At 67.4% G+C, this 24,103-nt stretch carries 25 protein-coding genes and 3 tRNA genes; 14 read left to right on the top strand and 14 right to left on the bottom strand.

The features are described from left to right. The first annotated feature begins 365 nt into the window (after positions 1-365). Positions 366-830 carry a VOC family protein gene (locus STHE_RS06760; protein WP_012871821.1) on the top strand — a complete coding sequence of 155 codons (465 nt, stop codon included), beginning with the start codon at positions 366-368 and terminating at the stop codon, positions 828-830. A 60-nt stretch (positions 831-890) separates the two neighbouring features. Here the strand turns inward: STHE_RS06760 and STHE_RS06755 are convergent, their stop codons facing one another. From STHE_RS06755 to mbhE, 7 genes are read right to left on the bottom strand one after another with little or no spacing between them, the layout of a single operon-like run. Further along, positions 891-1,259 carry a cation:proton antiporter gene (locus tag STHE_RS06755; RefSeq protein ID WP_012871820.1) on the bottom strand — a complete coding sequence of 123 codons (369 nt, stop codon included), beginning with the start codon at positions 1,257-1,259 and terminating at the stop codon, positions 891-893. Then, complete coding sequence (locus tag STHE_RS06750; RefSeq protein ID WP_012871819.1) at positions 1,259-1,525, bottom strand: MrpF/PhaF family protein; 267 nt, start codon at positions 1,523-1,525, stop codon at positions 1,259-1,261. The genes STHE_RS06755 and STHE_RS06750 overlap by 1 nt, the downstream gene beginning before the upstream one ends. 28 nt (positions 1,526-1,553) lie before the next feature. Next, entirely contained in the window at positions 1,554-2,036 is a 483-nt protein-coding gene (locus tag STHE_RS06745; RefSeq protein WP_012871818.1) for a Na+/H+ antiporter subunit E, read from the bottom strand. Next, positions 2,033-3,406 (bottom strand): complex I subunit 5 family protein, encoded by a 1,374-nt coding sequence (locus STHE_RS06740; protein WP_012871817.1) that lies wholly within the window; start codon positions 3,404-3,406, stop codon positions 2,033-2,035. Before STHE_RS06740 ends, STHE_RS06745 begins: the two co-directional genes overlap by 4 nt. Next, entirely contained in the window at positions 3,406-3,780 is a 375-nt protein-coding gene (locus STHE_RS06735; RefSeq protein ID WP_012871816.1) for a Na+/H+ antiporter subunit C, read from the bottom strand. The genes STHE_RS06740 and STHE_RS06735 overlap by 1 nt, the downstream gene beginning before the upstream one ends. Continuing rightward, on the bottom strand, positions 3,777-4,229 hold the full coding sequence (locus STHE_RS06730; RefSeq protein ID WP_012871815.1) for an MnhB domain-containing protein: 453 nt from the start codon (positions 4,227-4,229) through the stop codon (positions 3,777-3,779). Before STHE_RS06730 ends, STHE_RS06735 begins: the two co-directional genes overlap by 4 nt. Then, positions 4,226-6,520, bottom strand: coding sequence for a hydrogen gas-evolving membrane-bound hydrogenase subunit E (gene mbhE, locus STHE_RS06725; protein ID WP_012871814.1), 2,295 nt, complete (start codon positions 6,518-6,520; stop codon positions 4,226-4,228). The genes STHE_RS06730 and mbhE overlap by 4 nt, the downstream gene beginning before the upstream one ends. Positions 6,521-6,864: 344 nt before the next feature. On the opposite strand from mbhE, the gene STHE_RS06720 reads away from it, so the two are divergent. Continuing rightward, positions 6,865-7,752, top strand: a complete 888-nt coding sequence (locus tag STHE_RS06720) for a phosphotransferase family protein (RefSeq protein ID WP_217155793.1) — start codon at positions 6,865-6,867, stop codon at positions 7,750-7,752. A gap of 81 nt (positions 7,753-7,833) precedes the next feature. Here STHE_RS06720 and STHE_RS06715 read toward each other — a convergent pair whose 3' ends face one another. The 6 genes from STHE_RS06715 to STHE_RS06690 all read right to left on the bottom strand — a co-directional run bounded on the left by STHE_RS06715 (position 7,834) and on the right by STHE_RS06690 (position 11,096). Next, positions 7,834-8,811, bottom strand: coding sequence for a hypothetical protein (locus STHE_RS06715; RefSeq protein ID WP_012871812.1), 978 nt, complete (start codon positions 8,809-8,811; stop codon positions 7,834-7,836). Between the two features lie 521 nt (positions 8,812-9,332). Beyond that, complete coding sequence (locus STHE_RS06710) at positions 9,333-9,848, bottom strand: hypothetical protein (protein WP_148219923.1); 516 nt, start codon at positions 9,846-9,848, stop codon at positions 9,333-9,335. A gap of 77 nt (positions 9,849-9,925) precedes the next feature. Continuing rightward, positions 9,926-10,255, bottom strand: coding sequence for a hypothetical protein (locus tag STHE_RS06705; RefSeq protein ID WP_012871810.1), 330 nt, complete (start codon positions 10,253-10,255; stop codon positions 9,926-9,928). 523 nt (positions 10,256-10,778) lie between these two features. Continuing rightward, positions 10,779-10,871: transfer RNA gene (locus STHE_RS06700), tRNA-Ser, on the bottom strand. A gap of 6 nt (positions 10,872-10,877) precedes the next feature. Further along, a tRNA-Ser gene (locus STHE_RS06695) sits at positions 10,878-10,963 on the bottom strand. Between the two features lie 60 nt (positions 10,964-11,023). Then, positions 11,024-11,096 (bottom strand) — tRNA-Arg (locus STHE_RS06690). Between the two features lie 215 nt (positions 11,097-11,311). On the opposite strand from STHE_RS06690, the gene STHE_RS06685 reads away from it, so the two are divergent. The 12 genes from STHE_RS06685 (at position 11,312) to STHE_RS06630 (ending at position 22,722) form a co-directional block, all read left to right on the top strand. Further along, entirely contained in the window at positions 11,312-11,944 is a 633-nt protein-coding gene (locus STHE_RS06685) for a tetratricopeptide repeat protein (protein ID WP_012871809.1), read from the top strand. A gap of 11 nt (positions 11,945-11,955) precedes the next feature. Continuing rightward, positions 11,956-13,251, top strand: coding sequence for a glycosyltransferase family 4 protein (locus tag STHE_RS06680; protein WP_012871808.1), 1,296 nt, complete (start codon positions 11,956-11,958; stop codon positions 13,249-13,251). After that, the gene (locus tag STHE_RS06675; protein ID WP_012871807.1) at positions 13,248-13,640 is read left to right on the top strand and encodes a hypothetical protein; all 393 of its coding nucleotides are present in this window, start codon (positions 13,248-13,250) and stop codon (positions 13,638-13,640) included. Before STHE_RS06680 ends, STHE_RS06675 begins: the two co-directional genes overlap by 4 nt. Further along, positions 13,637-14,674: a glycosyltransferase family 4 protein gene (locus STHE_RS06670; protein ID WP_012871806.1), complete on the top strand. Its 1,038-nt coding sequence runs from the start codon at positions 13,637-13,639 to the stop codon at positions 14,672-14,674. Before STHE_RS06675 ends, STHE_RS06670 begins: the two co-directional genes overlap by 4 nt. Beyond that, entirely contained in the window at positions 14,667-16,130 is a 1,464-nt protein-coding gene (locus tag STHE_RS06665; RefSeq protein ID WP_012871805.1) for a glycosyltransferase family 4 protein, read from the top strand. Before STHE_RS06670 ends, STHE_RS06665 begins: the two co-directional genes overlap by 8 nt. Next, positions 16,096-16,293 carry a Trm112 family protein gene (locus tag STHE_RS06660; protein ID WP_012871804.1) on the top strand — a complete coding sequence of 66 codons (198 nt, stop codon included), beginning with the start codon at positions 16,096-16,098 and terminating at the stop codon, positions 16,291-16,293. Before STHE_RS06665 ends, STHE_RS06660 begins: the two co-directional genes overlap by 35 nt. A 94-nt stretch (positions 16,294-16,387) precedes the next feature. Beyond that, on the top strand, positions 16,388-17,434 hold the full coding sequence (ruvB, locus tag STHE_RS06655) for a Holliday junction branch migration DNA helicase RuvB (RefSeq protein ID WP_012871803.1): 1,047 nt from the start codon (positions 16,388-16,390) through the stop codon (positions 17,432-17,434). A gap of 45 nt (positions 17,435-17,479) precedes the next feature. After that, on the top strand, positions 17,480-18,505 hold the full coding sequence (gene queA, locus STHE_RS06650) for a tRNA preQ1(34) S-adenosylmethionine ribosyltransferase-isomerase QueA (RefSeq protein ID WP_012871802.1): 1,026 nt from the start codon (positions 17,480-17,482) through the stop codon (positions 18,503-18,505). 227 nt (positions 18,506-18,732) lie between these two features. After that, positions 18,733-20,334 carry a phosphoenolpyruvate carboxykinase (ATP) gene (gene pckA, locus STHE_RS06645; RefSeq protein WP_012871801.1) on the top strand — a complete coding sequence of 534 codons (1,602 nt, stop codon included), beginning with the start codon at positions 18,733-18,735 and terminating at the stop codon, positions 20,332-20,334. Between the two features lie 255 nt (positions 20,335-20,589). Beyond that, complete coding sequence (locus tag STHE_RS06640) at positions 20,590-21,132, top strand: peptidylprolyl isomerase (RefSeq protein WP_012871800.1); 543 nt, start codon at positions 20,590-20,592, stop codon at positions 21,130-21,132. 45 nt (positions 21,133-21,177) lie between these two features. After that, on the top strand, positions 21,178-21,627 hold the full coding sequence (locus STHE_RS06635) for a DUF6941 family protein (protein WP_425376002.1): 450 nt from the start codon (positions 21,178-21,180) through the stop codon (positions 21,625-21,627). Positions 21,628-21,714: 87 nt separating this feature from the next. Next, positions 21,715-22,722, top strand: a complete 1,008-nt coding sequence (locus tag STHE_RS06630) for an alpha/beta fold hydrolase (RefSeq protein WP_012871798.1) — start codon at positions 21,715-21,717, stop codon at positions 22,720-22,722. 61 nt (positions 22,723-22,783) lie between these two features. Here STHE_RS06630 and STHE_RS06625 read toward each other — a convergent pair whose 3' ends face one another. Further along, complete coding sequence (locus STHE_RS06625; RefSeq protein WP_012871797.1) at positions 22,784-23,977, bottom strand: aminotransferase class V-fold PLP-dependent enzyme; 1,194 nt, start codon at positions 23,975-23,977, stop codon at positions 22,784-22,786. Positions 23,978-24,103: the final 126 nt, after the last annotated feature.

Genomic DNA, 24,103 nt, shown 5'->3' with positions numbered 1-24,103 from the left:
CAGTTGTATCAAGCTAATAATTCAGGTGAACATGATCGAATTGGAAGCACTGCACGCGGGTAGCGTCCGGCTCAAACGGCGGACAGGCGGTAGTCTTGGGGTGGAAACGGGATGTGCCCGGCGGGGCTAGCGGCGGAGCGCGCGCATGCCGAGCACTACCGCGGCGGCTACGAAGCCGACCACGGCGACATCCACCAGGAAAATGAGCGGGTTCATGCTCAGAATCGCCATCGGGCTACTCCTCGCTACGGTATTTCCATGCGAGTGGACTTTGATCGCACAGTCTACCACGGTTTCTGCACGCCGTCGCGCCTCGCACCGCACCCAGGTGCGCTCCCGAGAGAGGTGTTGACGAGGGCATTACGATGCTCTCATCAGGTCCCGCGTTGGCCCTACAGCTTATTGAGAGGTGGGCGTCCGTGAAGGTTCTCTTCGTAGCGGGATTCGGTCCGATTGCGCCGGACATGGAAGCGGCACGCGCATTCTACAGCGAGACGCTGGGCCTTCCGCTCAGTGGTGACGAGTCGTACCTGGCCAGCGACGAGGTCGACGGGGTGAAGCACTTCGCCGTCTGGCCGCTCCCGGCCGCAGCACAGTCGTGCTTCGGCACGGACGACTGGCCGGCGGACTTCCCGGTGCCGCGAGGGTGGATCGAGTTCGATGTCGAGGACGTGGCTGCAGCGACGGATGAACTCGTCGAGCGCGGGTACGAGGTGCTGGTCGCGGATCGGCTGGAGCCGTGGGGTCAGCGGGTGACGCGGCTCCTGGGACCGGAGGGGCTTCTGGTCGGGATTACCTACACGCCTCACCTCCGCGGCGAGGGAGAGTAAGCACGGCCTGCGGCGAGACAGTAGGGTGCGCCGCAGCCGGCGCGGTGCACCCGCTCGTACCTACTCGGGACTGCCGACGCGCTGGTCAACAGTCGCTGCTGCATCGACGCGTGTCTCCGGCTGTCCGTTGTTGGGCCGGGTGGCCCGGTCGTACTTCCGCCAGTAGGCGCGGGCGATGGAGGCGGCGGCGACGGGTGCGGTCAGGATGAGAAAACCCAGGACAAGCAGGCCGCGTAGCAGGATCGTCTCGTTCTCCAAACCGGCGGCAATGAGCAGCGGCCCGAGCCCGAGCGCAGTCGTCTTGCTCGACGCGTGGAGGCTGGTATAGACGTTCCGCATCCGCAGCACGCCCCAGACGGAGAGCGTGAGGATGAGGAGGCCGAGCAGCACGAGGGCGTCAGCTACCCAGGGGACCACTGCCTCGAGCATCAGAAGATCCGTCCCTCCGCATCGAAACGTGCCGCCGCGAGCGTGCCGACGAATGAGAGCAGTGCCAGCACCAGCGCCGCATCAAGGTAGTGCGGTGAATCCCGGCCACCGGCGAAGAGGGCGAGCAGGCCGACCAGCATCGTCGTAACGAGCTCGAGCCCCAGTACGCGGAGCAGGATGGTGCGCGCGCGCAGCGTGAGGGCGACGCCTACCGCGATGAGCAGGGCCAGCCACAGTGTCGCGATATAGAAGACGACTACATGCATTCGGGTCCCTCTCTCCCGATCCCCGGCGTCATGGGAACACCCAGCGTTGATATCGCTCGTAGAACCGCGCCAACGAGGCGCGGAAGGCATCTGGTTCGGATGCGTCAAACACGTGGAACAGCATCGTGCCGCGCTCCCAGTCGACGTCCACCAGCACCGACCCTGGCGCGAGGGTGACAAGCAATCCCGTGACGGCGACGCCGATCCGTGTCCGGGGGCCGATGGGCACCTCGAGATAGTCGGGAGCGGCGGGGCGGCGCCCGAGGACAATCATCGCGACGTCCCAGGTCCGGAGGACGACGTCCAAGAAGGCAGCCAGGAAAAACGGGACGAAGCCGATTAGCCGCCGTCCGAGGGGAGGATCCTGTACCGGCTGGCTCCGGTGGTCGAGCAACAGCAGCAGCGTAGCCGAGATGATCAGGCCGACGAGCACGTCGCCCAGGCTCACCCGGCCCAGCGCAAGCAGATAGATTCCGCACAGCAGCACGAGGCGTAGGATGAAGAGGCTCATGACCCACCGCCCGTCAACGCTGCGGCCGCGCTGGCACTGAGTGCCAGCAGCGGCTCAGGCCAGAGCCCGATAAACACGATTCCGCAGGCCAGGGCCAGGACGAGGACCCGGGCGCCGAGCGGGCTCGGCGGCGTGGCGTGGTTTCGCGCCCAGTAGTCGCGCTGGTAGATGCGGAACAGGTAGATGAGCGAGAGCGCGCCGCCGACGAACACGAGCGCCAGCAGCGCCGTGCTGTCCGCATCCGCGCCCGCCCGGAAGATGGCGACCTTGCCGAAGAACCCGGCGGATGGGGGTACCCCGGCGACGCTGAAGGCAGCGAGGGCGAATGCGGCTCCCACCAGCCAGCCACGCAGTCCGACCGCCAGGAAGAGGACCAGTTTGTTGAGCGAATTGATGATGGAGTACAGCACGGCTGCCGCCAGCCCAACCGGGCCACCGACCCCGAGTGCGACCAGGATATAGCCGACCTGTCCGATCGAGGACCAGGCGATGACCTCGCTGGCGGTCCGTGGGCTGATCGCCTGCACGGCGCCGTAGATGATGCTGAGGCTGCCGATAACGATCAGGCCGCCGGCGGTGAGACTCAACTCGCGCGGCATGAGGCCGGCACCGAAGCGCAGCAGGCCGTAGCTCCCGATGTTGGCCAGCGCGGCGCTCAACATGGCGGCCACCGCGGGCCAGGTGTCGCGGTAGACGAGGGGCACCCAGGAGTGGAATGGGAACAGCCCGAGCTTCAGGCCGAACGCCACGAAGATGAGGACCGCGATCAGCAGCACGGACCCGGCCGGTGCCCCGTCGACCCGGTCAGCCACGCCCATCATGTCCAGGGTGCCGGTGACATGGTAGAGGGAGGCGACCCCGGCCAGGAAGACGACGGAGCCGAGCAGGTTGACGACCATGAAGGTCAGTGCCGCCCGGAGGTGCCCGACCTGCGCGCCGTAGGTAGCCAGGACGAACGACGAGATCATGGCGATCTCAAAGAAGACGTAGAAGTTGAAGATGTCGGCGGTCAGAAAGACGCCGGTCAGGCCAGTGCTCATGAAGAGGACCAGGCTCGGGAGCGAGCGCTCGTGAACGCCACCCAGAACCTCGTAGGCCAGCGCAGCCAGCAGCACGCCGAGTGAGATCAACGAGAAGGCGATCCCCAGTGCGTCAGCGCGAAGGCGGATCCCGATCCCCGCCGGCCAGTCGCCCGCGACCATCTCGACCGGTCCCGAGGTCCAGACCTCGATCCCCAGCCGAACCAGCGCGATGAACGCGGCGACCATGACGCCGACCGCCACGGCGCCGACGGCGCGCCGTCGGCCGTCGAACGGCGCGAGGGCCACCGCTCCGAACCAGGTGATCGCCAGCGGCAGGAGGAGCAGCATCAGTCGGCCACCCTATCTTCCGGCGGCATCGACACCGGCGTCCCTTCCGTTTCTTCGCCCTGGTCCACCGCTCTGGCGATTCGTGCTGTGTACGTTCGGTAGATCAAGCCCAGGAGGACGGCCACCGTTCCGAACCCGATCACAATCGCGGTGAGAACCAGTGCCTGCACCACCGGATCGCTGATTCGCTCACCGGGGGGTAGCGGGTAGATCGGCTCGCGGCCGCGGCTGAGCCCGGCCGCGACGATGAAGAGGTTCGCGGCGTTCGAGATGAGGATGACGCCGCCTGCCATTCGGATCAGGTCGCGCTTGAGCAACAGGAACGCGCCACAGCCGAAGAGGATGGATATCACCAACGCCAGTCCCAGAATCACGAGTCCACTCCCTCGCTCCCGTAGCGATTCCCGATTGCCCCGAGGACCGACACGATCATCCCGAAGACGAGCAAGAAGACCGCCGCGTCAAACAAGACGGCCGTGTGGAATGCCAGCAGGCCCAGGTGAGGCACCTCTTCCCCCGGTCGTGGATAGTGGGTCATGATCGGGTCGCCCCAGAGGACTGGCGCGAACGCGGTGGCCAGCCCAAGCAGGAGCCCGCTCCAGGCGAGGAGGGGTGCCCGGCGCAGGCTGGGGTAGCGCGCAAACAACTCGCGCGGGCCGAAGGCCAGGAACTGGATGACGACCCCGGTGCCCGCAATCACTCCGGCGCTGAATCCGTCGCCCGCTCCGAAGTATCCCTTGACCAGGATGGCGACCGCAGTCACGAACGTCGGGAGGAAGATCAACCGGGAGATGACTTTGGTCAGGATGGTGCTCATGCTCATGCCGATCTCCTCGAGGCAAAGAAGGTGAGCGCGCCGAGGAGCGCGACGGCGATCACGGTGATCTCACCGAGCGTGTCGAGCCCGCGGAAGTCAGCCAGGATGGCGGTGACGACATCCGCTGCGTGGGCGGCTGGGGAGAGTTCCAGGTGTGCGCGGGCCATCGTCGCGTCCGGCGCGGGCCACGACAGGACGCCCCAGCAGATCACGAAGACGAAGCCGGTCGTGATAAAGCCCACTGCGCGGCGACGCCCGGGGTGTGGCTCGCGCTCAGCCGGAGCACGTGCTAGCTCGATCGGGAGCAGCCCGAGCACCGCCAGCAGGAGCAGTGTCATCATCGTCTCGATCAACAGGGCGACCAGCGCCACGTCCGGTGCACCGATGAAGGTGAAGACCGCCGCGAGCGAGTACCCCACTGCCGAAAGGGAAAGCACCAGGGTCAGGCGACCGGCGCTGCGCGTTGCGACCAGAGCCGAGAGGGCCGCAAGTACCAGAAAGAGGAAGAGTGGCCAGTCGCTCGTGGGGAGTCGTCCGACGCGGAAGGTCGGCCAGGGCGGCGCGAAGACAATGGTCACGCCGACCAGCACGGCGGTCGCGACGAGAACGGTGGCGATACGCCACTGGAGATTCCGCACCTCAAGGAAGGCGCGCGTTCGGCGCGAGAACGTGGTGAGCCTGATGATCGCCGTGAACAGACCACGGTCGGGGCCGTACCGATCCCCGGTCCTCGCCACTGCGCGCGGAATCGTGGCCCAGCGCGGCGCGGTCAGAATGGCCACGACCCCGAGCACCCAAGTGATCACTGCCATCAGGTTGGGCGCGCGCAGGTCGAAGTGGTAGGCGAGTTGCAGCGGCGTGGCCCGTCCGGCCATCGCCTCTCCAGCATCCGCGGCGAGGCTCGCTGCCGGACCCGGCACGATCCCGCCGAGCCCGACCAGCACACCGAGCGCGAGCACCGGAAGCGTCAGTGTCCAGGGGATGCGCTCCACCCGGTTCCGAAGTGGACCCAGGAAGATGTTGCCCCAGAAGCGCCAGGTGTAGGCGAAACTTAGGACGGCGCCCGCGACGGCGAGCACGGGCACCACCCCGCCGCGCTCCGCGGCCGCGGCGAAGAACACTTCATCCTTGAAGAACCCCATCGTGAGCGGCAGCGCTGCCAGCCCGGCTGCGGCCAGCCCGCTCCCGACGGCCAGCAGCGGCAGCGACCGAGCGAGACCGCCGAGCCTCGTGAGATCGGTCTCTCCGGTCGCCTCGGTCACCGCGCCTGCGCTCATAAAGAGGGCACTCTTGATGAGGGCGTGGGCGAGGATGTAGAAGGCCGCCCCTTCCACCGCGCCGAGGCTCAGCATCACCACGACGTACCCGTACTGAGCGATGGTTGAGTAGGCCAGCAGCCGTTTGATCTCCATCTGGGCCAGCGCCAGCACTCCGCCGATCGCCATGGAAGCGAAGCCAAGGGCTATGAGGACGTTCTGTAGGCCGGGACTCAGGTCGAGGAGCGGGTGGACCCGGCCGAGCAGGAATACCCCGGCTGCGACCATGGCTGCCGAGTGGAGGTAGGAGGAGACGGGCGTCGGCGCGACCATCGCCTGCGGGAGCCAGAAGTGCATCGGAACCTGGGCGCTCTTTGCGAGCGCGGCGATCGCGATGAGCGCTCCGGTCGCGGTCACGAACGGCCCGGCTTGAGCTTGCGCCAGGATGTCTGGGAGCTGCGCGGTGCCGAAGCGCGTGTAGAGCAGAACCCCGGCCAGGATGAGCAGGATCGCGCTGATCCCGGTTACGAGCAGCGCAGTCATCGCTGCCCGCCGGGACGCTTCCTGCTCCTGCTCGTAGCCGATCAGGTAGTACGACGTGATGGCCGTCAGATCCCAGAAGATGATCAGGACGATGAGATCCTGGGCCAGGACGAGGCCCAGCATCGCGGTCATGAACAGAAGGATGAGACTGTAGAGCCGGACGGTGCGGGACAGTAGGTGACCCTCGTGGGCCGCGTGCCGGGGCATGTAGCCCGCGGCGTAGGTCAGGACGGCCAGGCCGACTCCGGTTGCCAGCAGCGCGTAGAGCTTAGCCGGGCCGTCGGCCGCGAAGGTGAGGCGGAGGTCCCAGGTGGGTGCCCAGGCGAGATCGACCCGCCCCCCGGCAGGCATCAGGAGCGTGGTCGCCAAAGCCAGGGCTGCGGTCGCCACCGCGAGAGGCGGTGCGAGCCGCGGGCGGACAGCGCCCAGGGTAGCGACCGCGAACGTCCCGAGGGCGGCGACGATGAGGGGCGCCAGCACTCGGAACTCCTCGGGCATCGTCACCTCCACCACCTGCGGCTAACCTCTGCCGGGTACGCTCGAACCGCGCGCGGAGCACCCCACTACACCTGGGTGTCGTGCTCGTCTTCCGAACGTGCAGACACCCGCTGCACGGTAATCGACTGTCGCAGCCGAGACGCGGCCGGAGCCGATCTGAGATCGACATAACGGTTGGAACGCACGGACGAGGCCATCTGGCTCGGTCGGGCCTCGGGTGGGCACGGAGACGTGTAGGCCCGTGCGCGGTCAAAGGAACCCGAGCGTGCCGGCCGCCGTTAGGGATTTTACGATATGCTTGCGCCATGCGTCATGGGGTCGATCACGATCGATTTTCCCGTCTGGTGGAGCACGTCGTTCCGGGAGCCGAGCTGTGCAGCGTGGAGGCGTTACCGGGCGGTGTCTCCGCGCGGGTGACCGTAGTCGGGGTGCGCTATCCGGACGGACAGTCCCAGCGCCTGGTCGTGAAGGAGTACGGTGCTGGGGATCTCCACCGTAACCCGGATGTGGCAGCCCACGAGTTCCGCGTGCTCCAGGTCGTGCGATCGGCAGGGGTACCCGCTCCCGAACCCTACTACCTTGACCAGACCGGCGCACTGCTCGGAACGCCGCTCATCGTCATCGACTACGTCGACGGGCAGACCGGGCTGGCATCGGCTGATCTGGATCGTGCCCTCCCACCACTGGCTGAGACGCTTGCCAGGATCCACTCGGTGGACGTCGCGGCGGCCGATCTCTCCTTCCTGCCCAGCCAGGAGCGCACCGTCGCGGAAATGCTCGCCCGACGGCCTGCCACGCTCGATGACTCACTGGACGAGCCCCGGATCCGTGACGTGCTGGAAGCCGTCTGGCCGCTGCCCCAGCGGAATCAGCCGGTGCTTCTGCACGGGGACTACTGGCCCGGCAACACCTTGTGGCGCGATGATCGGCTCGTGGCCGTGATCGACTGGGAGGATGTCGCGCCGGGTGATCCGCTGGCGGACCTCGGCAATGCGCGGCTGGAGATCCTGTGGGCGTACGGCTCCAGCGCCATGCACGCCTTCACCCGGCGATACCGGGCATTAATGCCCCACGTCGACGTGTCCTGCTTACCTTACTGGGATCTGATCGCGGCCCTCCGCCCTGCGGGCAAGCTCTCGCAATGGGGCCTGGACCCGCAGACCGAGCAGACCATGCGGGCGCGACACAAGCGCTTCGTGGACCAGGCGCTTCAGGCGCTCGGCCGGTGCTGACGCGCCCGGGAGAGCGGTTAGTCAGTGCCGCCGGGAATGTCCCCTGCCCGACCCTGTCGCTGCGGAGCCCGCAGCCCGGCGTTACGGGCGGGCACCTGTGCGTCTGGGGGCGCGTTGGACAGGTGGCGGGCCCGAGGATGGCGCGTGTCTGGGCTCAGGTAACGGCGCCCGAGAGCCGTCCTCCGGAGCGTCGGGGCGGGAGGCGAAGACGTCGGCCATGGCGCCGTCGACGGTGTACTGGGGCCATCGGTTGTCCTGCGGTTCCGTGATGGCGAAGACCATCACTCCTCTGATCCGGTCCGGCATCTGCGCCACGGCCTCGAGGATGCGCCGGGCTTTCTCGGGCTTGGGTGTGGCGGGATCGTTGATCCCGATCTCGGTGACGTATAGCGGCAACGACGTCTGGGTGAGCACGAGGTTGGTGACGTCCACCCATTCGTAGTGGTCCTCGAGCGGCCAGACGTTATAGTCGCCGTAGTGGTGCACCGCGATTGCGTCGTAGACATCACCGACGGCACCGTCGTCCTGGCGCGACAGGATGATCTCGGCGTCGCGGAGCACGGTCGGCATCGACGCCATCCAGCCGAAGTTCGGCCGATCCAGATCCCGCAACTCTTCGCGCGTCTCCAGCATCCAGAACCGCGCGCGGTACGGGTCCATCCCGCAGATGTTCGTCTCGTTACTGACCTCGATGAAGAACTGAACCTCCGGGTGGCGCTCGACGACGCTGTAAAAGCCTCGGCCCACGAGGTCGGCCCGCGTGCGATCCGGAGTGAAGTCGCAGTCCTCGGTCGTCAGGATCACGGTACGTGCCCCGTCATCGATGAGCTCCTCAACCTGGCTGGGGGAGCCGCCAAACCCTACCGGGATCCGGAACCGCGCGATGTTCCCGCGCATCCGGCGGAAGAGGCCACGTTCAACGTCGTCCCAGCGGTTGGAGCCGGGCGCGATGAGGTCGGCGCCGAAGGGGATACCGATCGCCGCCTTGGCGCTCGGCCCCGGTCGGAGCAGGACCGCCACGAGGATGATGACCACCACGAAACGGAGGCTTCGTCCCATGTGGGCGGTATCTCCCGGTCGTGGACGTCGGGCGGTCGGAGGAGCGGCGCACCGTATCCAGGATCACGTCCTCACGGATCGTGACCCGGCGTCGGCCACCGCATCCTGGGATGAATGAGTCCAGCCGGACTCCGACTACCTGTCTCTGTGGCTCCGACGAGCCAATGGATGAGGCTATAGGGAGCATGGGGCATGCCCCGGAAGGGTCGTGTGTCAACACCCTCAGGTCGCGGTTACGGTCCGTCGAGCGGGACGTGCTGGGGCGGATGCTCTGCACAACCGCGACGATGTGGCCGTGACGGGCCGGACCGTCTCACGGGCGCCGGCGCACGGACGGCTCGCGGCGCGGGTGGCACCGCATCTCCGATGCGGCCTAGCTGAACATAATGTCGGAGGGCGTCTCTGAGACCGGAATGTGACCTGTGGCTGGGAATTGAACCGCCGGCGGCACGTCGCCTAGCTATGCCCGTCCGCGGCGGTCCATGCTCGGTTGCCTCGCGTCGTGGGATCGAGGGGCGCCGTTATCCATTCGGGTCCGTTACGGCTTCCCACGGCTTTTCACCGTAACGCCAGTAATAATAGTGTTGGCCGATGTTCCCCATTTCAACCTTTCGGCCGTCGGGATTAGACGGGGTGTAAGTCAGACACCGCCGCTCAAAGCACTGTACCAGCACTCGCGTATACTCGCCGGTCACCCAGGTGTTGATCCAATAGGCATCCGTGATCGGATATCCGGTGGCATAGAAGGGGTTCGCCCAGAGCCTGTCGTCAACATACTGGTCCGCGGCCTCGTCATACAGGGTTCCCCGACTGTTCATGAACTCCCAGAAGACCGAAGCGACGGTATGGTGGGTTGGGGCTCCGACATCGACGGCGGTGACGCCTTGTGCCTGGTCAGGGGTGCCGCTAATCATTGTCATGTGAGGGTTGCTCGGGTCACTAATCTTCACCAGGTACCACGACACGGGCTCGCCGTCTTCATAGGGAGCATCGTCCATCACCCGCCACCGGGATGTCGGCAGGTTCGCGGTGCTCAAACGTGAAGTCGCCGAGTTGCAGACGTCCGGTGAGCAGTTCCGTGGCAAGAAGGCCTGTGGTGATGCGCCACTCGGTATCACCCCGCCCCCGGGTTCCAGCGGGGGTTCGCCTCCATCCGTCCCTTGTCAACGTACTGCACCCAGCGGGAGCCAGGCTCAGGAATGCCGATATCGACGGGGCCCTCTTCGTAGCGTTCAACGATCGGGGTGTCGGTGACCTCGCCGCCCCAAGTCCAGGTGCGCGACACACGTCCCGTGGCTACCGGGGTGTCGTACCGTGACCACGGCGCATGGAACTCGGTCTCGTCGGGCAGTGCCTCCTCAGGCGTCGAGCTGTCCACGGCGTGTACGGTGTGTGTCGACGGCAGAGCAGGCATCAGCAGGAGCAAACCCACGACCAGACGCATCAGACGCCGCGACTTTATCCGTTCCCCCGGCCTAGCAACTCCAGTCAGCCTTATCACACCCGATTGTCTACGACGTGAAGGTTCCACGAAGGTTCCACCATGCTTCGACACCGGCTTCAGGCGTCGCTTGACTTCTTGGGGGAAGGTACCCTGGGGCGCGGTTCGCTCCATGCCCTTTGGCAGTCAGCCGGCCAGGCGGGGGATCGGCGGAGATCTTGGTGGGCTCCTGCACCGCGCCAGGGGTCAGCGCACGCGCGGGAGCGGGGCCATTCTGACGCCGACAAGGCGCAGACCAATTGTTAGTGCCAACACCAACAGCGTGTCCTGCGTCCTCAGCCTTCAGGCAGTGGTCGATGAACGCCTACGACTCTTTAGCCACGCTTCGGAACCGCACTGCCCCCTTTCTACCTCGATAGCAGAGCGTGTAGCAATCTGGGGCCGTTGAGAAAAGGTTTCGGGGGTCGTCAACGGGAACTCAACCCCGTATCGCGACCCCCGATTCTCGCGTCTAGATGCGGATTTCTGGCGGAAGGGGAGGGATTCGAACCCTCGAGGCGCTCATCACGCCTACGCGATTTCCAGTCGCGCGCACTCGGCCAGACTATGCGACCCTTCCAAGAGGCGGAGAGGGTGGGATTCGAACCCACGAGGGCTATTCACCCTACCGCTTTTCGAGAGCGGCACCTTCAACCACTCGGACACCTCTCCATGTCAAGCCCCGAACGCAAGGAGTGCAGGGCGCTGGTCAGGCCCTGCACTTCGGGGCGGTACGCCCGGAGGGACTTGAACCCCCGACCTTTTGGTCCGCAACCAAACGCTCTATCCACTGAGCTACGGGCGCATATTCCGCTTGTTGCCGCTTGGGCGAATCCCCTCGCGGCGTGTATTAGGATAGCACATAAGGGGGAACGGGTTCAAGCCGGGGACTTGGCACCGAGGCGTGGACCGCACTGCTGGCCGCGTGCCGCGCCGGTTCGTATTCTTACGAGGAGCCCGAGCAGCAACCGGCGGGAGCGCGCCGGGTGCGCGTGCCGGGCAGATGGAGGCAGGGCATCGATGACCTCACGGACGCGTAATCGAGGCCGACGTCCAGTCGACGATCGGGGGGAGCGTGCGCCAAGCCGCCGCCACTCTCGGCTCTTTGTTGCCCTCGCGGTCACAATCAGCGCCGTGCTGGTCATCACCCTCATCGAGGTGGTGGTGCTCGACCTGTTCACCTCGCGCGGCTCCGACGCCAATGATTTTCTCCAGCCGCAGATCGCGGTCACGCCCGGAGCGCAGGAAGCGGAGATGCGGGCTCGCCTCCAGGAGAACCCCGACGACGTGAACGCCATGCTCGTCCTGGCGGACTTGCTGGCCAACACCGGCCGGGCGTCCGAGGCGGTCCAGTGGTACGAGAAGGCGGTGCAGGCCCGGCCGGACGACGTGGGGCTACGGGTCGCCTTCGGGCGGACGCTCATGCAAGGAGGATATCGCCTCGACGCGGAGATCCAGTTCAAGAAGGCGATTGAGCTCGCGCCGACGAACCCGGAGCCGATCTTCCTCCTTGGCCAGCTCTATCAGGAGAGTGACCCGCCGCGAGAGAGCGAGGCTCGCGCGCAGTATGAGCGCGTCATCGAGGTGGCGCCCGATTCGGTCTATGCGGAGCGGGCGCAGGAGCAGCTCGATGCCCTCGACCGGGCGTCGTAGGTCAGTCGTCGATGCGTCTCCTGCATGTGATCCAACGCTACTACCCATTCCAGGGCGGTTCCGAGCGATACTTCCAGGCCTTCTCGGAGCGCTTCGCCGCAGACTGTGCCGAGGTCCAGGTCGTGACGACCGATGCCTGGGACCTCGAGTACTTCTGGGATCCTACCAAGCGGCGTGTCGAGGAGGTGCAGGGTTGTCACGCAGGCGTGCGCATTCGGCGCCTGCGCTTGCGGCACCTCCCGGCTCCGCGACTCACGCACCGCGCGATCCGCCGGCTGATGGCCGAGTCGGCGCGCTGGCGGTTCCGGGGACAGGTGCGGCTCCTGCAGGCGGCGGGGCGATTCGGACCGTGGCTGCCGCCGGTTTCGGAGTGGCTGCCCGATCCCTCGTGGCGACCGGACGTGGTGCACTCGGCGAACATCGCCTTTGAGTCGATGATTGCGGGCGCCGAGCGGCTGGCGCGAACGGTGGATGCGCCGCACCTGGTGACGCCGTTCCTGCACCTGGGGGAGGGGCCCTCGTCACGGGTCAGGCGTTACTACACGATGCCGCACCAGATGGCACTGCTGTGCCGGGCGGACGGCGTGATGTCGCTGACCACGATCGAGGCCGACTATCTCATCGCCCGCGGCGTTGCGCCGGACCGCGTCCACGTCGTGGGCGCGGGGCTGGACGTGCCGGCGGTCACCGGAGGGGATGCGGCCCGGGCGCGGCAGAGGCTCGGGATCGACGGCCCGATGGTGCTGGCGCTGGGGGCCGCGGCGTTCGACAAGGGGTCGTTTCACCTGGCGGAGGCTGCAGGAGCGCTGGATCGCGCGGGCTGGCCTGTGTCCGTTGTCTTTGCCGGTCCGGTCATGAGCGAGTTCGAGCGCTTCGTCGCGGGCCTGCCCGCTGCGGCGCGCCGCAACTTGCACGTGCTGGGGTTCGTCTCTGATGAGGACAAGCGCGACCTGCTGGCTGCGGCGGACGTGGTGGCGCTGCCGTCCCGGACCGAGTCCTTCGGGATCGTGTTCCTGGAGGCGTGGGCCAATGGCAAGCCGGTGATCGGCGCGCGGGCTGGGGCGATCCCGGCAGTGGTGGACCACGAGCGGGATGGCCTGCTGGTACCCTTCGGAGATGTGGCCGCGCTGGCGGACGCGATTCGGTCCTTGACCGCCGACCCGGCGCTGGCGGCGCGGCTCGCCGCGGCGGGTCGGAACAAAGTGGTGGACGAAGCCGCGTGGTACCAGCGCATCCGGGGAGTGTACGCGCAGGTGCTGGGCACGCCGGCCGATCCGGTTGCGGCCGTGAGCGGGGAGGGGAGATGACGACGCCCGATGTGACGCGCGACGATGTCGACGAGGTGGCCGCGGCGATCGAGGCGATCCGCAGCGAGGTGCGGCGGCGTTCGGGTTACCTGAGCGCGTCCGAGGTGCCGCCGCTGGGGACCGGGTCACCCATCACCGAGGCGGCCGATCTGGCGCGCATTTCGGCCCACCTGCCCGTGACGTGGGAGACGCCGATCGTGGGCCGGTGGATCGCGCTCGCGAAGCGGGCCATGCGGCTCTGCCTGCGCTGGTACATCAACCCCATCGTGGAGCAGCAGAACGCCTTCAACGATGCCGTGGTCCGGGCGCTCTCCACCCTTGACGCTCGTCAGCAGGAGCTCCTGCGGCGGCTGGAAGCGCGCGAGGGCGAGGAGCCGCGCGAGCGATGAATGTGATCATCTGTGCCACGCAGGTGCCGTTCGTCCGGGGCGGGGCGGAGGTGCTGGTCGACGGGCTTCGCGAGGCGCTGGTCGCGGCCGGGCATCGGGTGGACGTTGTGGCGCTTCCCTTCAAGTGGTATCCCAAGGAGGAGATCCTCAAGTCGGCACTGGCCTGGCGGCTGCTCGACTTGACCGAGGCCAACGGCATGCCGGTGGACGCGGTGATCTGCACCAAGTTCCCGACCTGGGCCGTGCGGCACCCGCGCAAGATCGCCTGGGTTGTTCACCAGCACCGGCAGGCGTACGACTGGTTCGGCACGCCGCTGAGCGATTTCACGAACAGCGCCGAGGATGTCGCTCTGCGGCGTCGGATCGCCGAGATCGATCGCCGGGGGCTGGGGGAGTGCGTGGCCCGCTTCGCGATTTCGGGGAACGTCGCTGCACGCCTGAAGCGCTCGATCGGGCTTGAGGCTGAGCCGTTGCACGTGCCGATTCGCCTTGAGGGCCTGGAACCGGTCGCGTACGGCGACTACATCCTCAGCGTCTCGCGGCTGGACCGGGCCAAGCGGGTCGAGCTGCTGCTGGAGGCGATGGCGGAGGCTGGTGGGGACTTCCGCGCCGTGATCGCCGGGGATGGTCCGGAGGCCGGCTCGCTCCGGGAACGAGCCGCCAGCCTCGGGTTAAGCGGGCGGGTCACGTTCACCGGGCGCGTGAGCGATTCCGAGCTGGTCCGACTGTACAACGAGGCGCGGGCCGTGTTCTACAGCCCGGTGGATGAGGATTTCGGTCTGGCGGCGGTTGAGGCGCTGACGGCCGGCAAGCCGGTGGTGACGGTGGCGGACGCGGGCGGCGTGCTGGAGTTCGTCGAGGACGGCGTGACCGGCCTGGTGAGTGCGAACGCCGAACCCTGCTCCACCGCGCCTATCCTATCCCGGCTGATGGCGGACGAGGCGCTGGCTCGGCGGCTCGGCGCGGCGGGCCAGGAGCGGGTGGCCGGGCTCCGCTGGGACCGCGTCGTGGCGAGGCTCCTGGGACATGGCTGATTCCGCGCTGCGGCTCGCCTGGTTCACCCCGCTCCGACCGGTCGAGTCGGGCATTTCGCAGTACAGCGAAGACCTGCTGCCGGTGCTGGCGCGCGCCTGGCAGATCGACGTGTACGTCGACGGCTACCGCCCGACGCACCTCCGGGAGTCGGACACCCTGCGGGTCCGGATGGCGCGCGAATTCCGCGCGGCGCACCGGTTGCGGCCGTATGACGTCGTCGTCTACCAGATGGGGAACAACCCCTACCACGCCTACATGTACGACCTCGCGCGCGAGGTCCCGGGGGTGCTGGTCCTGCACGACACCGTGCTCCACCACCTGCGGGTCGGGATGCTCTTGCGCGGCCGCGGCGCGCCGCGCTACCGGGCGGAGATGGAACGGCGTTACGGCCGGGCCGGGTGGGAAGCGGCCACGCGGGTGCTGCGGGGACAGATGCCCTCGGCGCTGTTCCAGTTCCCGCTGTCGGAGGAGTTGATCGAGGCCTCGCGGGTCGTCGCGGTGCACAGCGAGTACAGCCGGGCGCAGGTGCTTAGTTGGTGCCCGGACGCGCAGGTGCTGCGCATTCCGATGGGGGTGCCGCTCCCGCCGGAGATCCCGCGCGAGGAGGCACGGCGGCGACTGTCGCTACCGGAGGACCAGTTTGTCGTCGGATCGGTGACCTTCATCAACCCATACAAGCGGCTCGATGTTGTGATGCAGGCCGTCCGGCGCCTGCGGGAGTTCGTCCCGGCTCGGCTGGTGTTGGCGGGGAACGTGTCGCACATGGTGCCGCTGGAGCGGCTGATCGGCATGTTCGGACTGGAGCAGGCGGCAGATCACCTTGGCTACGTGGACGACGCCACGGCTCGGCTGGTGGTCGCCGCGTCGGATGTGTGCGTGAACCTCCGCTGGCCGACCGCCGGCGAAACCTCGGCCAGCCTGCTGCGCACGATGGGCGCCGGCCGGCCGGTGCTGGTGACCGACGGAGGGTCGTTCGCCGAGATCCCCGATGGCGCGGTGGTCAAAGTGCCGCCGGACGTGCTGGAGCAGGAGACGGTCTTCGCGCTGCTGCGGGCGCTGGCTGAGCAGCCGGAGCTGCGGGAGCGGGTGGGGCGTCTTGCGCGGGACTTCGTGGCCCGAGAGCACAGCCTGGCGGCTGCGGCGCGCGGGTATGCGGCCGCGATCGAAGCGGCGATCGGCCGGCCGGTGCCGGTCCCGCCTGGGGGCACGGAACCGGAGCAGATCGACCTGCCCGCAACCGAGCCGCCGACCAGGACCGATCCCCTGGCGGGCGCGGTGGCGCAAGCGCTGGTAGACCTGGGGATCGGGGCGGATACCCGCCTCGTCGCCTCGGTGGCCAGGTCGATGGCGGAGATCGGGCTGGCCCCTGGTAAGATGGGTTCGACGGGGACGGAGCCGGTGGGCGGAAAGGAAGGGCGCCGTGGAGTCGAGCGGAGCGAAGCCGATCAGCGATGACCTGCTGGAGATCCTGGCCTGTCCGCTGTGCAAGACGGCGGTGCGCCTCGAAGGGGATCGCCTGGTCTGCGACACGTGCGGGCGGCGCTACCGCATCGAGGACGGCATTCCCATCATGCTGATCGACGAGGCTGAGCTGCCGGAGGGCGGTCCGAAGGCGTAGCAACGGCCGCTAACGGTCAAGAAATAGCACAGATGTTCGGGAGGGCGTGATATACTTCCCGGCAGCGGTGCCGACGGACACACGAGGGGCGACGATGAGCACGCGCGTGGTGTCGGGAAAGATCCGAGACGAGGACGAACCCCTGGAAGCGAGCCTGCGCCCGCGGCGGCTGGCGGAGTACATCGGGCAGGAGAAGGTCAAGGAAGGCCTCCTGATCTCGATCCAGGCCGCGCAGGCCCGGGGTGAGTGCCTCGATCACCTGCTGCTCTACGGCCCGCCAGGGCTGGGCAAGACCACGCTGGCGTCGATTGTCGCGGCAGAGATGGGCGTGAACCTGCGGATCACTTCCGGTCCGGCGATCGAGCGCGCGGGCGACCTCGTGTCGATCCTGACGAACCTCAAGCCCGGCGATGTCCTCTTCATCGACGAGATCCACCGGCTCAACCGGGTAGTGGAGGAGGTCCTCTACCCGGCGATGGAGGACTTCGCGGTCGACATCGTGCTCGGGAAGGGGCCGGCCGCCCGCTCGATGCGGCTCAACCTGCCGCCCTTCACGCTGGTCGGCGCGACGACCCGGCTGGCGCTGCTCACCTCGCCGCTGCGCGACCGCTTCGGGTCCACCTATCGCCTCGAGTTCTACAGCCTTGAGGCGATGCAGAAGATCGTGACGCGCGCGGCGCGCATCCTCGGCGTCGCGATCGATGAGGACGGCGCCCGGGAGATCGCGGCGCGAGCGCGCGGAACGCCGCGCATCGCCAACCGGCTGCTGCGGCGAGTGCGCGACTACGCGCAGGTGCGGGCGGACGGTGTCATTACCGCCGACGTGGCCCGGGCAGCACTGGAGATGCTGGAGGTTGACCATCTCGGGCTGGACGACGTGGACCGGGTCATCCTCCGGACTATCGTTGAGAAGTTCGATGGCGGACCGGTCGGCGTCGAGACGCTGGCTGCGGCGACGAGTGAGGAGGCCGACACGATCGAGGATGTGTACGAGCCGTACCTGATCCAGCTCGGGTTTCTCCAGCGCACGCCGCGCGGTCGGGTTGCCACACGTCGTGCCTATGAGCACCTGGATCTCCCATACGTCGAGCGGCCCGAGAGCCCGCAGCAGGCCTCTCTCTTTGACCCTGATGCCTCCTAGCTGATGACGAGCCCTCAGCCTGAACAATCCTCCGCCCCGCTTTGGATGGCGGACTACGACTATGACCTGCCGCCGGAGCTGATCGCGCAGCACCCGGTGGAGCCGCGCGATGCGTCGCGGCTCATGGTGGTCGACCGCGCGAGCGAGACGATCGCCCACCGCCGGTTCCGGGATCTCCCCAGTCTGCTCAGTCCGGGCGACCTGCTGATCGTCAACGACACTCGCGTCATGCCTGCACGGCTGCACGGGCGGCGGCCGACCGGCGGGCAGGTCGAACTATTGCTGCTCCGGCGACTGGAGGATGGATGCTGGGAGGCGATGGGGCGCCCGGCGCGGCGGCTGCGGCCGGGGACGTTCGTTCACCTTCGCGACCAGGGAGGACGCGAGGCCGTGGAGCCGGCGGAAGTTGTCGCGCGACGCGGGGAGGGCCTGCTGGCCGTTCGGCTGCCGTCGGAGGTCGAGGCTCGGCTCGATGAGTTTGGAGAGATGCCCCTGCCGCCCTACATCCGCGCCCGGCTTGAGGACCCTGAGCGCTATCAGACCGTCTTCGCAACCGAGGTCGGCTCGGCGGCGGCGCCGACAGCCGGGCTGCACTTTACGCCGCGACTGCTGGCCGAACTGGATGCGGCAGGCATCCGCCGGGCGACGATCACGCTGCACGTCGGCCTGGGCACCTTCCTGCCGGTGAAGGTCGAAGATGCTCGCCAGCACCGGATGCACCAGGAGTGGTACCACGTGCCGGCAGACACCCTGGCGGCCATCCGCGAGACGCGTGCTGCCGGTCGGCGCGTGGTGGCGGTCGGGACCACGGCGTGCCGGACGCTGGAGTCGATCGCCCCAGATCTGGATGCCGACGATGACCTCAGCGGTTGGACCGACCTGTTCATCGTACCGGGGCATCAGTTCCAGGTGGTGGACGCGCTCGTGACCAACTTCCACCTGCCGCGATCCACGTTGCTCCTGCTCGTAAGCGCATTTGCTGGGCGCGAGCTGATCCTGCGCGCGTATGAGGAAGCGGTGCGGACGCGTTACCGGTTCTTCAGCTTCGGTGACGCAATGTTAATTCTCTAATCCGTCGCGCGGCACACCGACGAACTGCGTGAAGATCTGGTGACTTGTGCCTTTCAGTGAGGCGGTGTAGCATCGTTGGAGGTTGCGCGGCTCACGGCACAGATGCTGCGGACCGGCTGTGGCGGTTGGCCGTTCCACAATCATGCCTCGCAATAGCCCCGACACCCTCCGGCGGTGCTGGTGCCGGCCAGCCGCTGAGGACGACGGCGAGATCAGCGGGAGGTCCTATGCAAACGACTGAGCGTGAGGCGGTGACTCACAATCTGGAGAGGCACGGCATCGTGGGTGCCGGGCCGATCCACTGGAACCCGGTGACTCCTGCTCTCTACGAGCATGCGATCCGACGCGGTGAGGGGGCCATCGTCCACCTTGGGCCCCTGGCGGTTCGAACCGGGCGCTTCACCGGCCGCACGCCAAAGGACAAGTTCATCGTCAAGGAGCCGTCCTCGGAGCAGAACATCTGGTGGGACGGCAACCAGCCATTCGACCCCGACAAGTTCGACCAGCTCCACCGCCGCGTGGCGGAGTACCTGCGCGGCAAGGAAGTCTTCGTGCAGGACTGCTACGTCGGCGCCGACCCGACGTACCGCCTCGGGGTACGGGTCATCACCGAGCTTGCCTGGCACAGCCTCTTCGTCCGCAACCTCTTCATTCAGCGTCCGAGCGACGCTCCGCCCCTGGAGGAGCCGGACTTCACCGTCATCTCGGTGCCGCACTTCCACGCCGACCCTGAGCGGGATGGGACGCGCTCCGACGCGTTCATCATCATCAACTTCGCGAAGCGCATGGTCCTCATCGGCGGCACTGAGTACGCGGGTGAGATCAAGAAGTCGATCTTCAGCGTGATGCACTACCTGCTGCCGCTGCAGGGCGTGCTCTCGATGCACTGCTCGGCCAATGTCGGCCGCAGCGGCGACACCGCGCTCTTCTTCGGCCTGTCCGGGACCGGGAAGACGACGCTCTCGACCGACCCCGACCGCCAGTTGATCGGCGACGACGAGCACGGGTGGAGCGACCGTGGCATCTTCAACTTCGAGGGCGGCTGCTACGCCAAGGTGATCCGCCTCTCGCCCGAGTCGGAGCCGGAGATCTATCAGACCACCAGGCGCTTCGGCACCGTGCTGGAGAACGTGGTCTACAACCCCGAGACCAGGCGCCTCGACCTCAACGACGACAGCATCACGGAGAACACCCGCGCAGCCTACCCCCTCAGCCACATCCCGAACTCGACCAAGACCGGTACCGGCGACCACCCGCACAACATCTTCCTCCTGACCGCTGATGCGTTCGGGGTGCTTCCGCCGATCGCGAAGCTCACCTCGGCGCAGGCGATGTACCACTTCCTGGCGGGATACACCGCCAAGGTGGCCGGGACCGAGGTCGGGCTGACCGAGCCGCAGGCGACCTTCAGCGCCTGCTTCGGCGCGCCGTTCCTGACCCTGCCGCCGCGGGTCTATGCCGATCTGCTGGGCGAGCTGGTGACCAAGCACAAGACGAACGTCTGGCTGGTCAACACCGGTTGGTCGGGTGGACCAGCGGGGGTTAGCGACCGAATGCCCATCGCCTACACCCGCGCCATGATCGCTGCGGCACTGGACGGCGGGCTGGCGGGGGTACCGACGACGCCCGATCCTGTCTTCGGGGTGCACGTTCCGGAGCGGTGTCCGGGTGTCCCGTCTGAGATATTGCAGCCGCGGAGCGCCTGGAAGGATCCCGAGGCCTATGACCATCAGGCGCGCCGGCTGGCTGAGATGTTCCAGCGGAACTTCGAGCCGTTCGCGGGCCTTGTTTCGGCCGAGGTGCGCGAGGCCGGGCCGCGAGTCGGCTGATCGTCGGCTCCGGTTGAGTAGAATGGCGGGCGTGCCCACGCGGGCACGCCCGCGTTCGCTGCGGCGCGGGTTGGAGGCAATGCGCCGTCAACAGGCGTGAGAATCGGGTTGCGAGCGAGGATGCGGCGACTCTTCGTGATCGTGTTAGCCGTTCTGGTCTTGGTGGCCTGCGGTGGGGAGTCCACGACATCGACACCCACCCTGGAGCCCACGGCGACGCCGGTCGCCACAGCCGGAGCGGAGGAAGGATCTATCATGGATGCCAATGGACCAAAGCAGTGGTCGTCTCCACCGCCGATGCAGCTCAAGGAGGGCGTGGACTACCAGGCAACGCTGCACACGAGCAAGGGCGACATCGTCATCGACCTGTTTGAGCAGGAGACGCCCCAGACGGTCAACAGCTTCGTCTTCCTGGCCCGAGAGGGCTTCTACAACGGCGTGACCTTCCACCGGGTGATCGAGGGCTTCATGATTCAGACCGGTGATCCCACCGGCACCGGTGCCGGCGGACCCGGCTACGAGTTCGACGACGAGCCGTTCACCCGTGACTACACGCCGGGAACCGTGGCTATGGCCAATCACGGGCCCAACACCAACGGCAGCCAGTTCTTCATCGTCCAGGCCGACCTTCGCGGGCGCCTGCCCAAGGACTACACCATCTTCGGTGAGGTCACTCAGGGGATGGACGTTGTAGACGCGATCGCTGCCGTCGAGAAGACGTACAACCCGCGGATGGGCGAGCAGTCGGCTCCGGTCGAGCCGATCTACATCGAGTCGGTCGAAATCGTCGAGAAGTAGCGCCGGGTCGCGGGCGAGCCGGGTGGAGGGTGGCCAACGGTGACGATGGAGACGGGGCGCGGGCCGCATCTGCTGGTGGCCGCGATCTGCCAGCGAGCGCAGCAGGATCAATACGGTTCGTTCAGCCTGATCAACCTCCTGGAGCATCTGGTCGCCGGGTCGGACGACCCGAATGCACCGGAGCAGATGCCGCCATTCCGCCTCGACGCGAACCTGGTCGTGATGTTCGTCTCCGGGGATGCCGTCGGTGACCGGACGGTCACGGTCGTCGCGGAGCAGCCGAACGGCGAGCGGCTGCCGCCGGTCAGCCAGCGGATCACTCTGGGGGGTGGCGACCAGCGGGCGACCATCGTGTCGGATCTCTCGCTCGACATCGACCAGACCGGCGTCTACTGGTTTGAGGTGTACCTGGACGACGAACTGGTCACGCGCATCCCGCTACGCATCGGTTACGAGCGCGGACCGCGTGAGCCCTGGATGGACCTCATCCGCTGACGCAACGCGTCGCGGCACCCGCCTTGCTGACGTTGGGGCATTCGTGCCCATATCCAATGTCCCAACGTCGCAGGAAGGGGTGCCCTCATGGACTACGACGTCTTTGAGCTGGGCGATTTCGTCCTGCAGTCCGGCATGCGAATCCCGGATGCACGCCTGGCCTACGTTACCCTCGGCACGCTCAACGCGGACAAGAGCAACGCGATTCTCTACCCCACCTGGTATTCCGGGCAGCACACGGACAATCTGTGGCTGATCGGCGAGGGGATGGCGCTCGATCCGACCCGCTACTTCATCATCATCCCCAACATGTTCGGCAACGGGCTGTCGTCGTCGCCGAGCAACACGCCCCCGCCGTACGACCGCGCGCGCTTCCCCAACGTCACGGTCTACGACAACGTCCTGGCGCAGCACCGTCTGGTCACTGAGCGGTTCGGTATCACCCGCCTGGCGCTCGTCACCGGCTGGTCGATGGGCGCGCAGCAGACGTTCCAATGGGCAGCGACCTTCCCCGACATGGTCGAGCGGATCGCTCCCTTCTGCGGCACGGCCAAGACCTGGCCGCACAACTACGTGTTCCTGGAAGCGGTCAAGGCAGCTATCCGCACCGACGCGGCGTGGAAGAACGGGTGGTACACGGAACAGCCCTGGAAGGGGCTGCGCGCGGTGGGGCGCGTGTATGCCGGCTGGGGCCTCTCCCAGATGTTCTACCGCGAGGAAACGTGGCGCGAGTTGGGTTACGCCTCGTTGGAAGACTTTCTGGTCGGCTTCTGGGAGGGATTTTTCCTGCGGAAGGACGCGAACAACCTGCTGGCGATGGCCTGGACGTGGCAGCACGGCGATATCTCGGCGAACCCCACGTACAACGGCGACTTCGACCGCGCGCTCGGGTCGATCAAGGCGCGCGCGATGATTCTGCCGGGCGAGAAGGACCTCTACTTCACGCCGGAGGATGGCGAGTACGAGGCCAAGCGTATCCCGAACGCCGAGTTTCGACCGATCCGGTCGAACTATGGCCACTTCGCGGGCGGTGGGATCAACCCGGTCGACACGAAGTTCATCGATGACGCGATCAAGGAGTTGCTGGCGCAGTAGCGTGTCTCCCCCTCACCCCCTGACCCCCTCTCCCCTTGTGGGAGAGGGGGATTGGGCCGGGTCAGACGCGTAACTCGTGGAGTGCGGCCATGAGCCGGGTGATGTCCTCGTCGGTGGTGAAGTAAGCGCAGGAGACGCGCACGGCGCTGGGAACCTGCACGCGGCGCTGGATGATGCGGTATTCATCCCACAGTCGCCGGCTCAGCTCCTCGCCGGTCCAGCCGTCGTATGAGAAGGTCACCAGCCCGCTGCTCTGGTCCCATGACGTGGGCGTGTGGAGCGTGATGCCGGGCAGGGTGGCGAGTTGTTCCTTGAGCGCGGTGCTCGTCGCCGCGCAGTGGCGCTCGATGGCGCCCCAGCCCAGGTCCGCGAGGTAGTTGATGGCGTCGGGCAGGGCGGCGAACGTGTGCCAGTTCCGCGTGCCGTACTCGAAGCGACGCGCGGTGGGGGCGTAGTCCCAGGCTGCCTCGGCGGGGCGATCTCCGAGCGCGACGCGGTCGAAGTCCGGCTGGATTGAGCCGTCGCCGACCAGCATGGGCTCGACCTGGGCGATGAGCTCACGGCGCAGGTAGAGGAAGCCGGTTCCCTTCGGCCCGCCGAGCCACTTGTGGCCATTGCCGGTCAGGGCGTCGCAGCCGATCGCCTGCACATCGACCGGGAACTGCCCGAGCGACTGCGCGCCGTCGACGAGCGTCAGGATGCCGCGTTCCCGGCAGCGGCGGCAGATCTCCGCGACCGGCAGGCGGATGCCCGTCTCACAGGAGACGTGACTCACGACTACCAGGCGGGTGGCGGGAGTGAGCGCGCGCTCGAAGGCGGCGAGCGTCTCGTCCGGGTCAGCGGAGATCGGAAAGAGCCGCAGCCGCGCGCCGCCACGCCGCTCGGCCGCGGCCCACGGCAGCAGCACCGCCGGGTGCTCTTGGGTGGTGGTCAAGACGATGTCCTCCGGCGTGAGCCGGAGCCCCGCCGCCAGGATGGCGACCCCGTCCGTCGCGTTGCGCGTGAGCGCGATCTCGTCGGGATGGCGGGCGTTGATGAGGGCGGCGAACGCCGCACGGGCGCGCTCGTAGGCGTCGCGCGCTGCTTCCTGGGCCACATGGCCGCCTCGCTCGTACGCGGCCTGCGCGGCCAGGTGCCGCTCCAGCACCGGCTCCGGCATCAGGCCGACGGTGCCCGTATTGAGATAGGTCACCTCCCGCAGGATCGGCAGCGCCGCCCGCACGGCGGCGAGGTCGTAGGTCTGCTCGTTGCCCATCAGTTCGCCCCCGGTTGCATTCCCTCCGTCATCGCCGCGGCACGGTAGCACCGCGGTGCGACCGGGGTCAAGCGTCGGGGGGCTGCCGGAGACGATGTACCCGGGGCGGCTCGGCCAAACCGCCCC

The sequence above is a fragment of the Sphaerobacter thermophilus DSM 20745 genome (genome assembly GCF_000024985.1).
Taxonomy (GTDB): domain Bacteria; phylum Chloroflexota; class Chloroflexia; order Thermomicrobiales; family Thermomicrobiaceae; genus Sphaerobacter; species Sphaerobacter thermophilus.
This window is presented reverse-complemented; position numbering and strand designations above follow the sequence as displayed.

Excerpts from the sequence above, each read along its gene's own strand:
- STHE_RS06730 (WP_012871815.1), bottom strand. The coding sequence starts at position 4,229 with ATGAGCATGAGCACCATCCTGACCAAAGTCATCTCCCGGTTGATCTTC.
- STHE_RS06740 (WP_012871817.1), bottom strand. The coding sequence starts at position 3,406 with ATGCTGCTCCTCCTGCCGCTGGCGATCACCTGGTTCGGAGCGGTGGCC.
- queA (WP_012871802.1), top strand. The coding sequence starts at position 17,480 with ATGGCGGACTACGACTATGACCTGCCGCCGGAGCTGATCGCGCAGCAC.
- STHE_RS06705 (WP_012871810.1), bottom strand. The coding sequence starts at position 10,255 with ATGCGTCTGGTCGTGGGTTTGCTCCTGCTGATGCCTGCTCTGCCGTCG.
- STHE_RS06685 (WP_012871809.1), top strand. The coding sequence starts at position 11,312 with ATGACCTCACGGACGCGTAATCGAGGCCGACGTCCAGTCGACGATCGG.
- STHE_RS06625 (WP_012871797.1), bottom strand. The coding sequence starts at position 23,977 with ATGGGCAACGAGCAGACCTACGACCTCGCCGCCGTGCGGGCGGCGCTG.
- STHE_RS06630 (WP_012871798.1), top strand. The coding sequence starts at position 21,715 with ATGGACTACGACGTCTTTGAGCTGGGCGATTTCGTCCTGCAGTCCGGC.
- STHE_RS06680 (WP_012871808.1), top strand. The coding sequence starts at position 11,956 with ATGCGTCTCCTGCATGTGATCCAACGCTACTACCCATTCCAGGGCGGT.
- STHE_RS06665 (WP_012871805.1), top strand. The coding sequence starts at position 14,667 with ATGGCTGATTCCGCGCTGCGGCTCGCCTGGTTCACCCCGCTCCGACCG.
- STHE_RS06755 (WP_012871820.1), bottom strand. The coding sequence starts at position 1,259 with ATGCTCGAGGCAGTGGTCCCCTGGGTAGCTGACGCCCTCGTGCTGCTC.
- STHE_RS06745 (WP_012871818.1), bottom strand. The coding sequence starts at position 2,036 with ATGAGCCTCTTCATCCTACGCCTCGTGCTGCTGTGCGGAATCTATCTG.
- STHE_RS06750 (WP_012871819.1), bottom strand. The coding sequence starts at position 1,525 with ATGCATGTAGTCGTCTTCTATATCGCGACACTGTGGCTGGCCCTGCTC.
- STHE_RS06760 (WP_012871821.1), top strand. The coding sequence starts at position 366 with ATGCTCTCATCAGGTCCCGCGTTGGCCCTACAGCTTATTGAGAGGTGG.
- pckA (WP_012871801.1), top strand. The coding sequence starts at position 18,733 with ATGCAAACGACTGAGCGTGAGGCGGTGACTCACAATCTGGAGAGGCAC.
- STHE_RS06640 (WP_012871800.1), top strand. The coding sequence starts at position 20,590 with ATGGATGCCAATGGACCAAAGCAGTGGTCGTCTCCACCGCCGATGCAG.
- STHE_RS06715 (WP_012871812.1), bottom strand. The coding sequence starts at position 8,811 with ATGGGACGAAGCCTCCGTTTCGTGGTGGTCATCATCCTCGTGGCGGTC.
- mbhE (WP_012871814.1), bottom strand. The coding sequence starts at position 6,520 with ATGCCCGAGGAGTTCCGAGTGCTGGCGCCCCTCATCGTCGCCGCCCTC.
- STHE_RS06675 (WP_012871807.1), top strand. The coding sequence starts at position 13,248 with ATGACGACGCCCGATGTGACGCGCGACGATGTCGACGAGGTGGCCGCG.
- STHE_RS06670 (WP_012871806.1), top strand. The coding sequence starts at position 13,637 with ATGAATGTGATCATCTGTGCCACGCAGGTGCCGTTCGTCCGGGGCGGG.
- ruvB (WP_012871803.1), top strand. The coding sequence starts at position 16,388 with ATGAGCACGCGCGTGGTGTCGGGAAAGATCCGAGACGAGGACGAACCC.
- STHE_RS06635 (WP_425376002.1), top strand. The coding sequence starts at position 21,178 with ATGGAGACGGGGCGCGGGCCGCATCTGCTGGTGGCCGCGATCTGCCAG.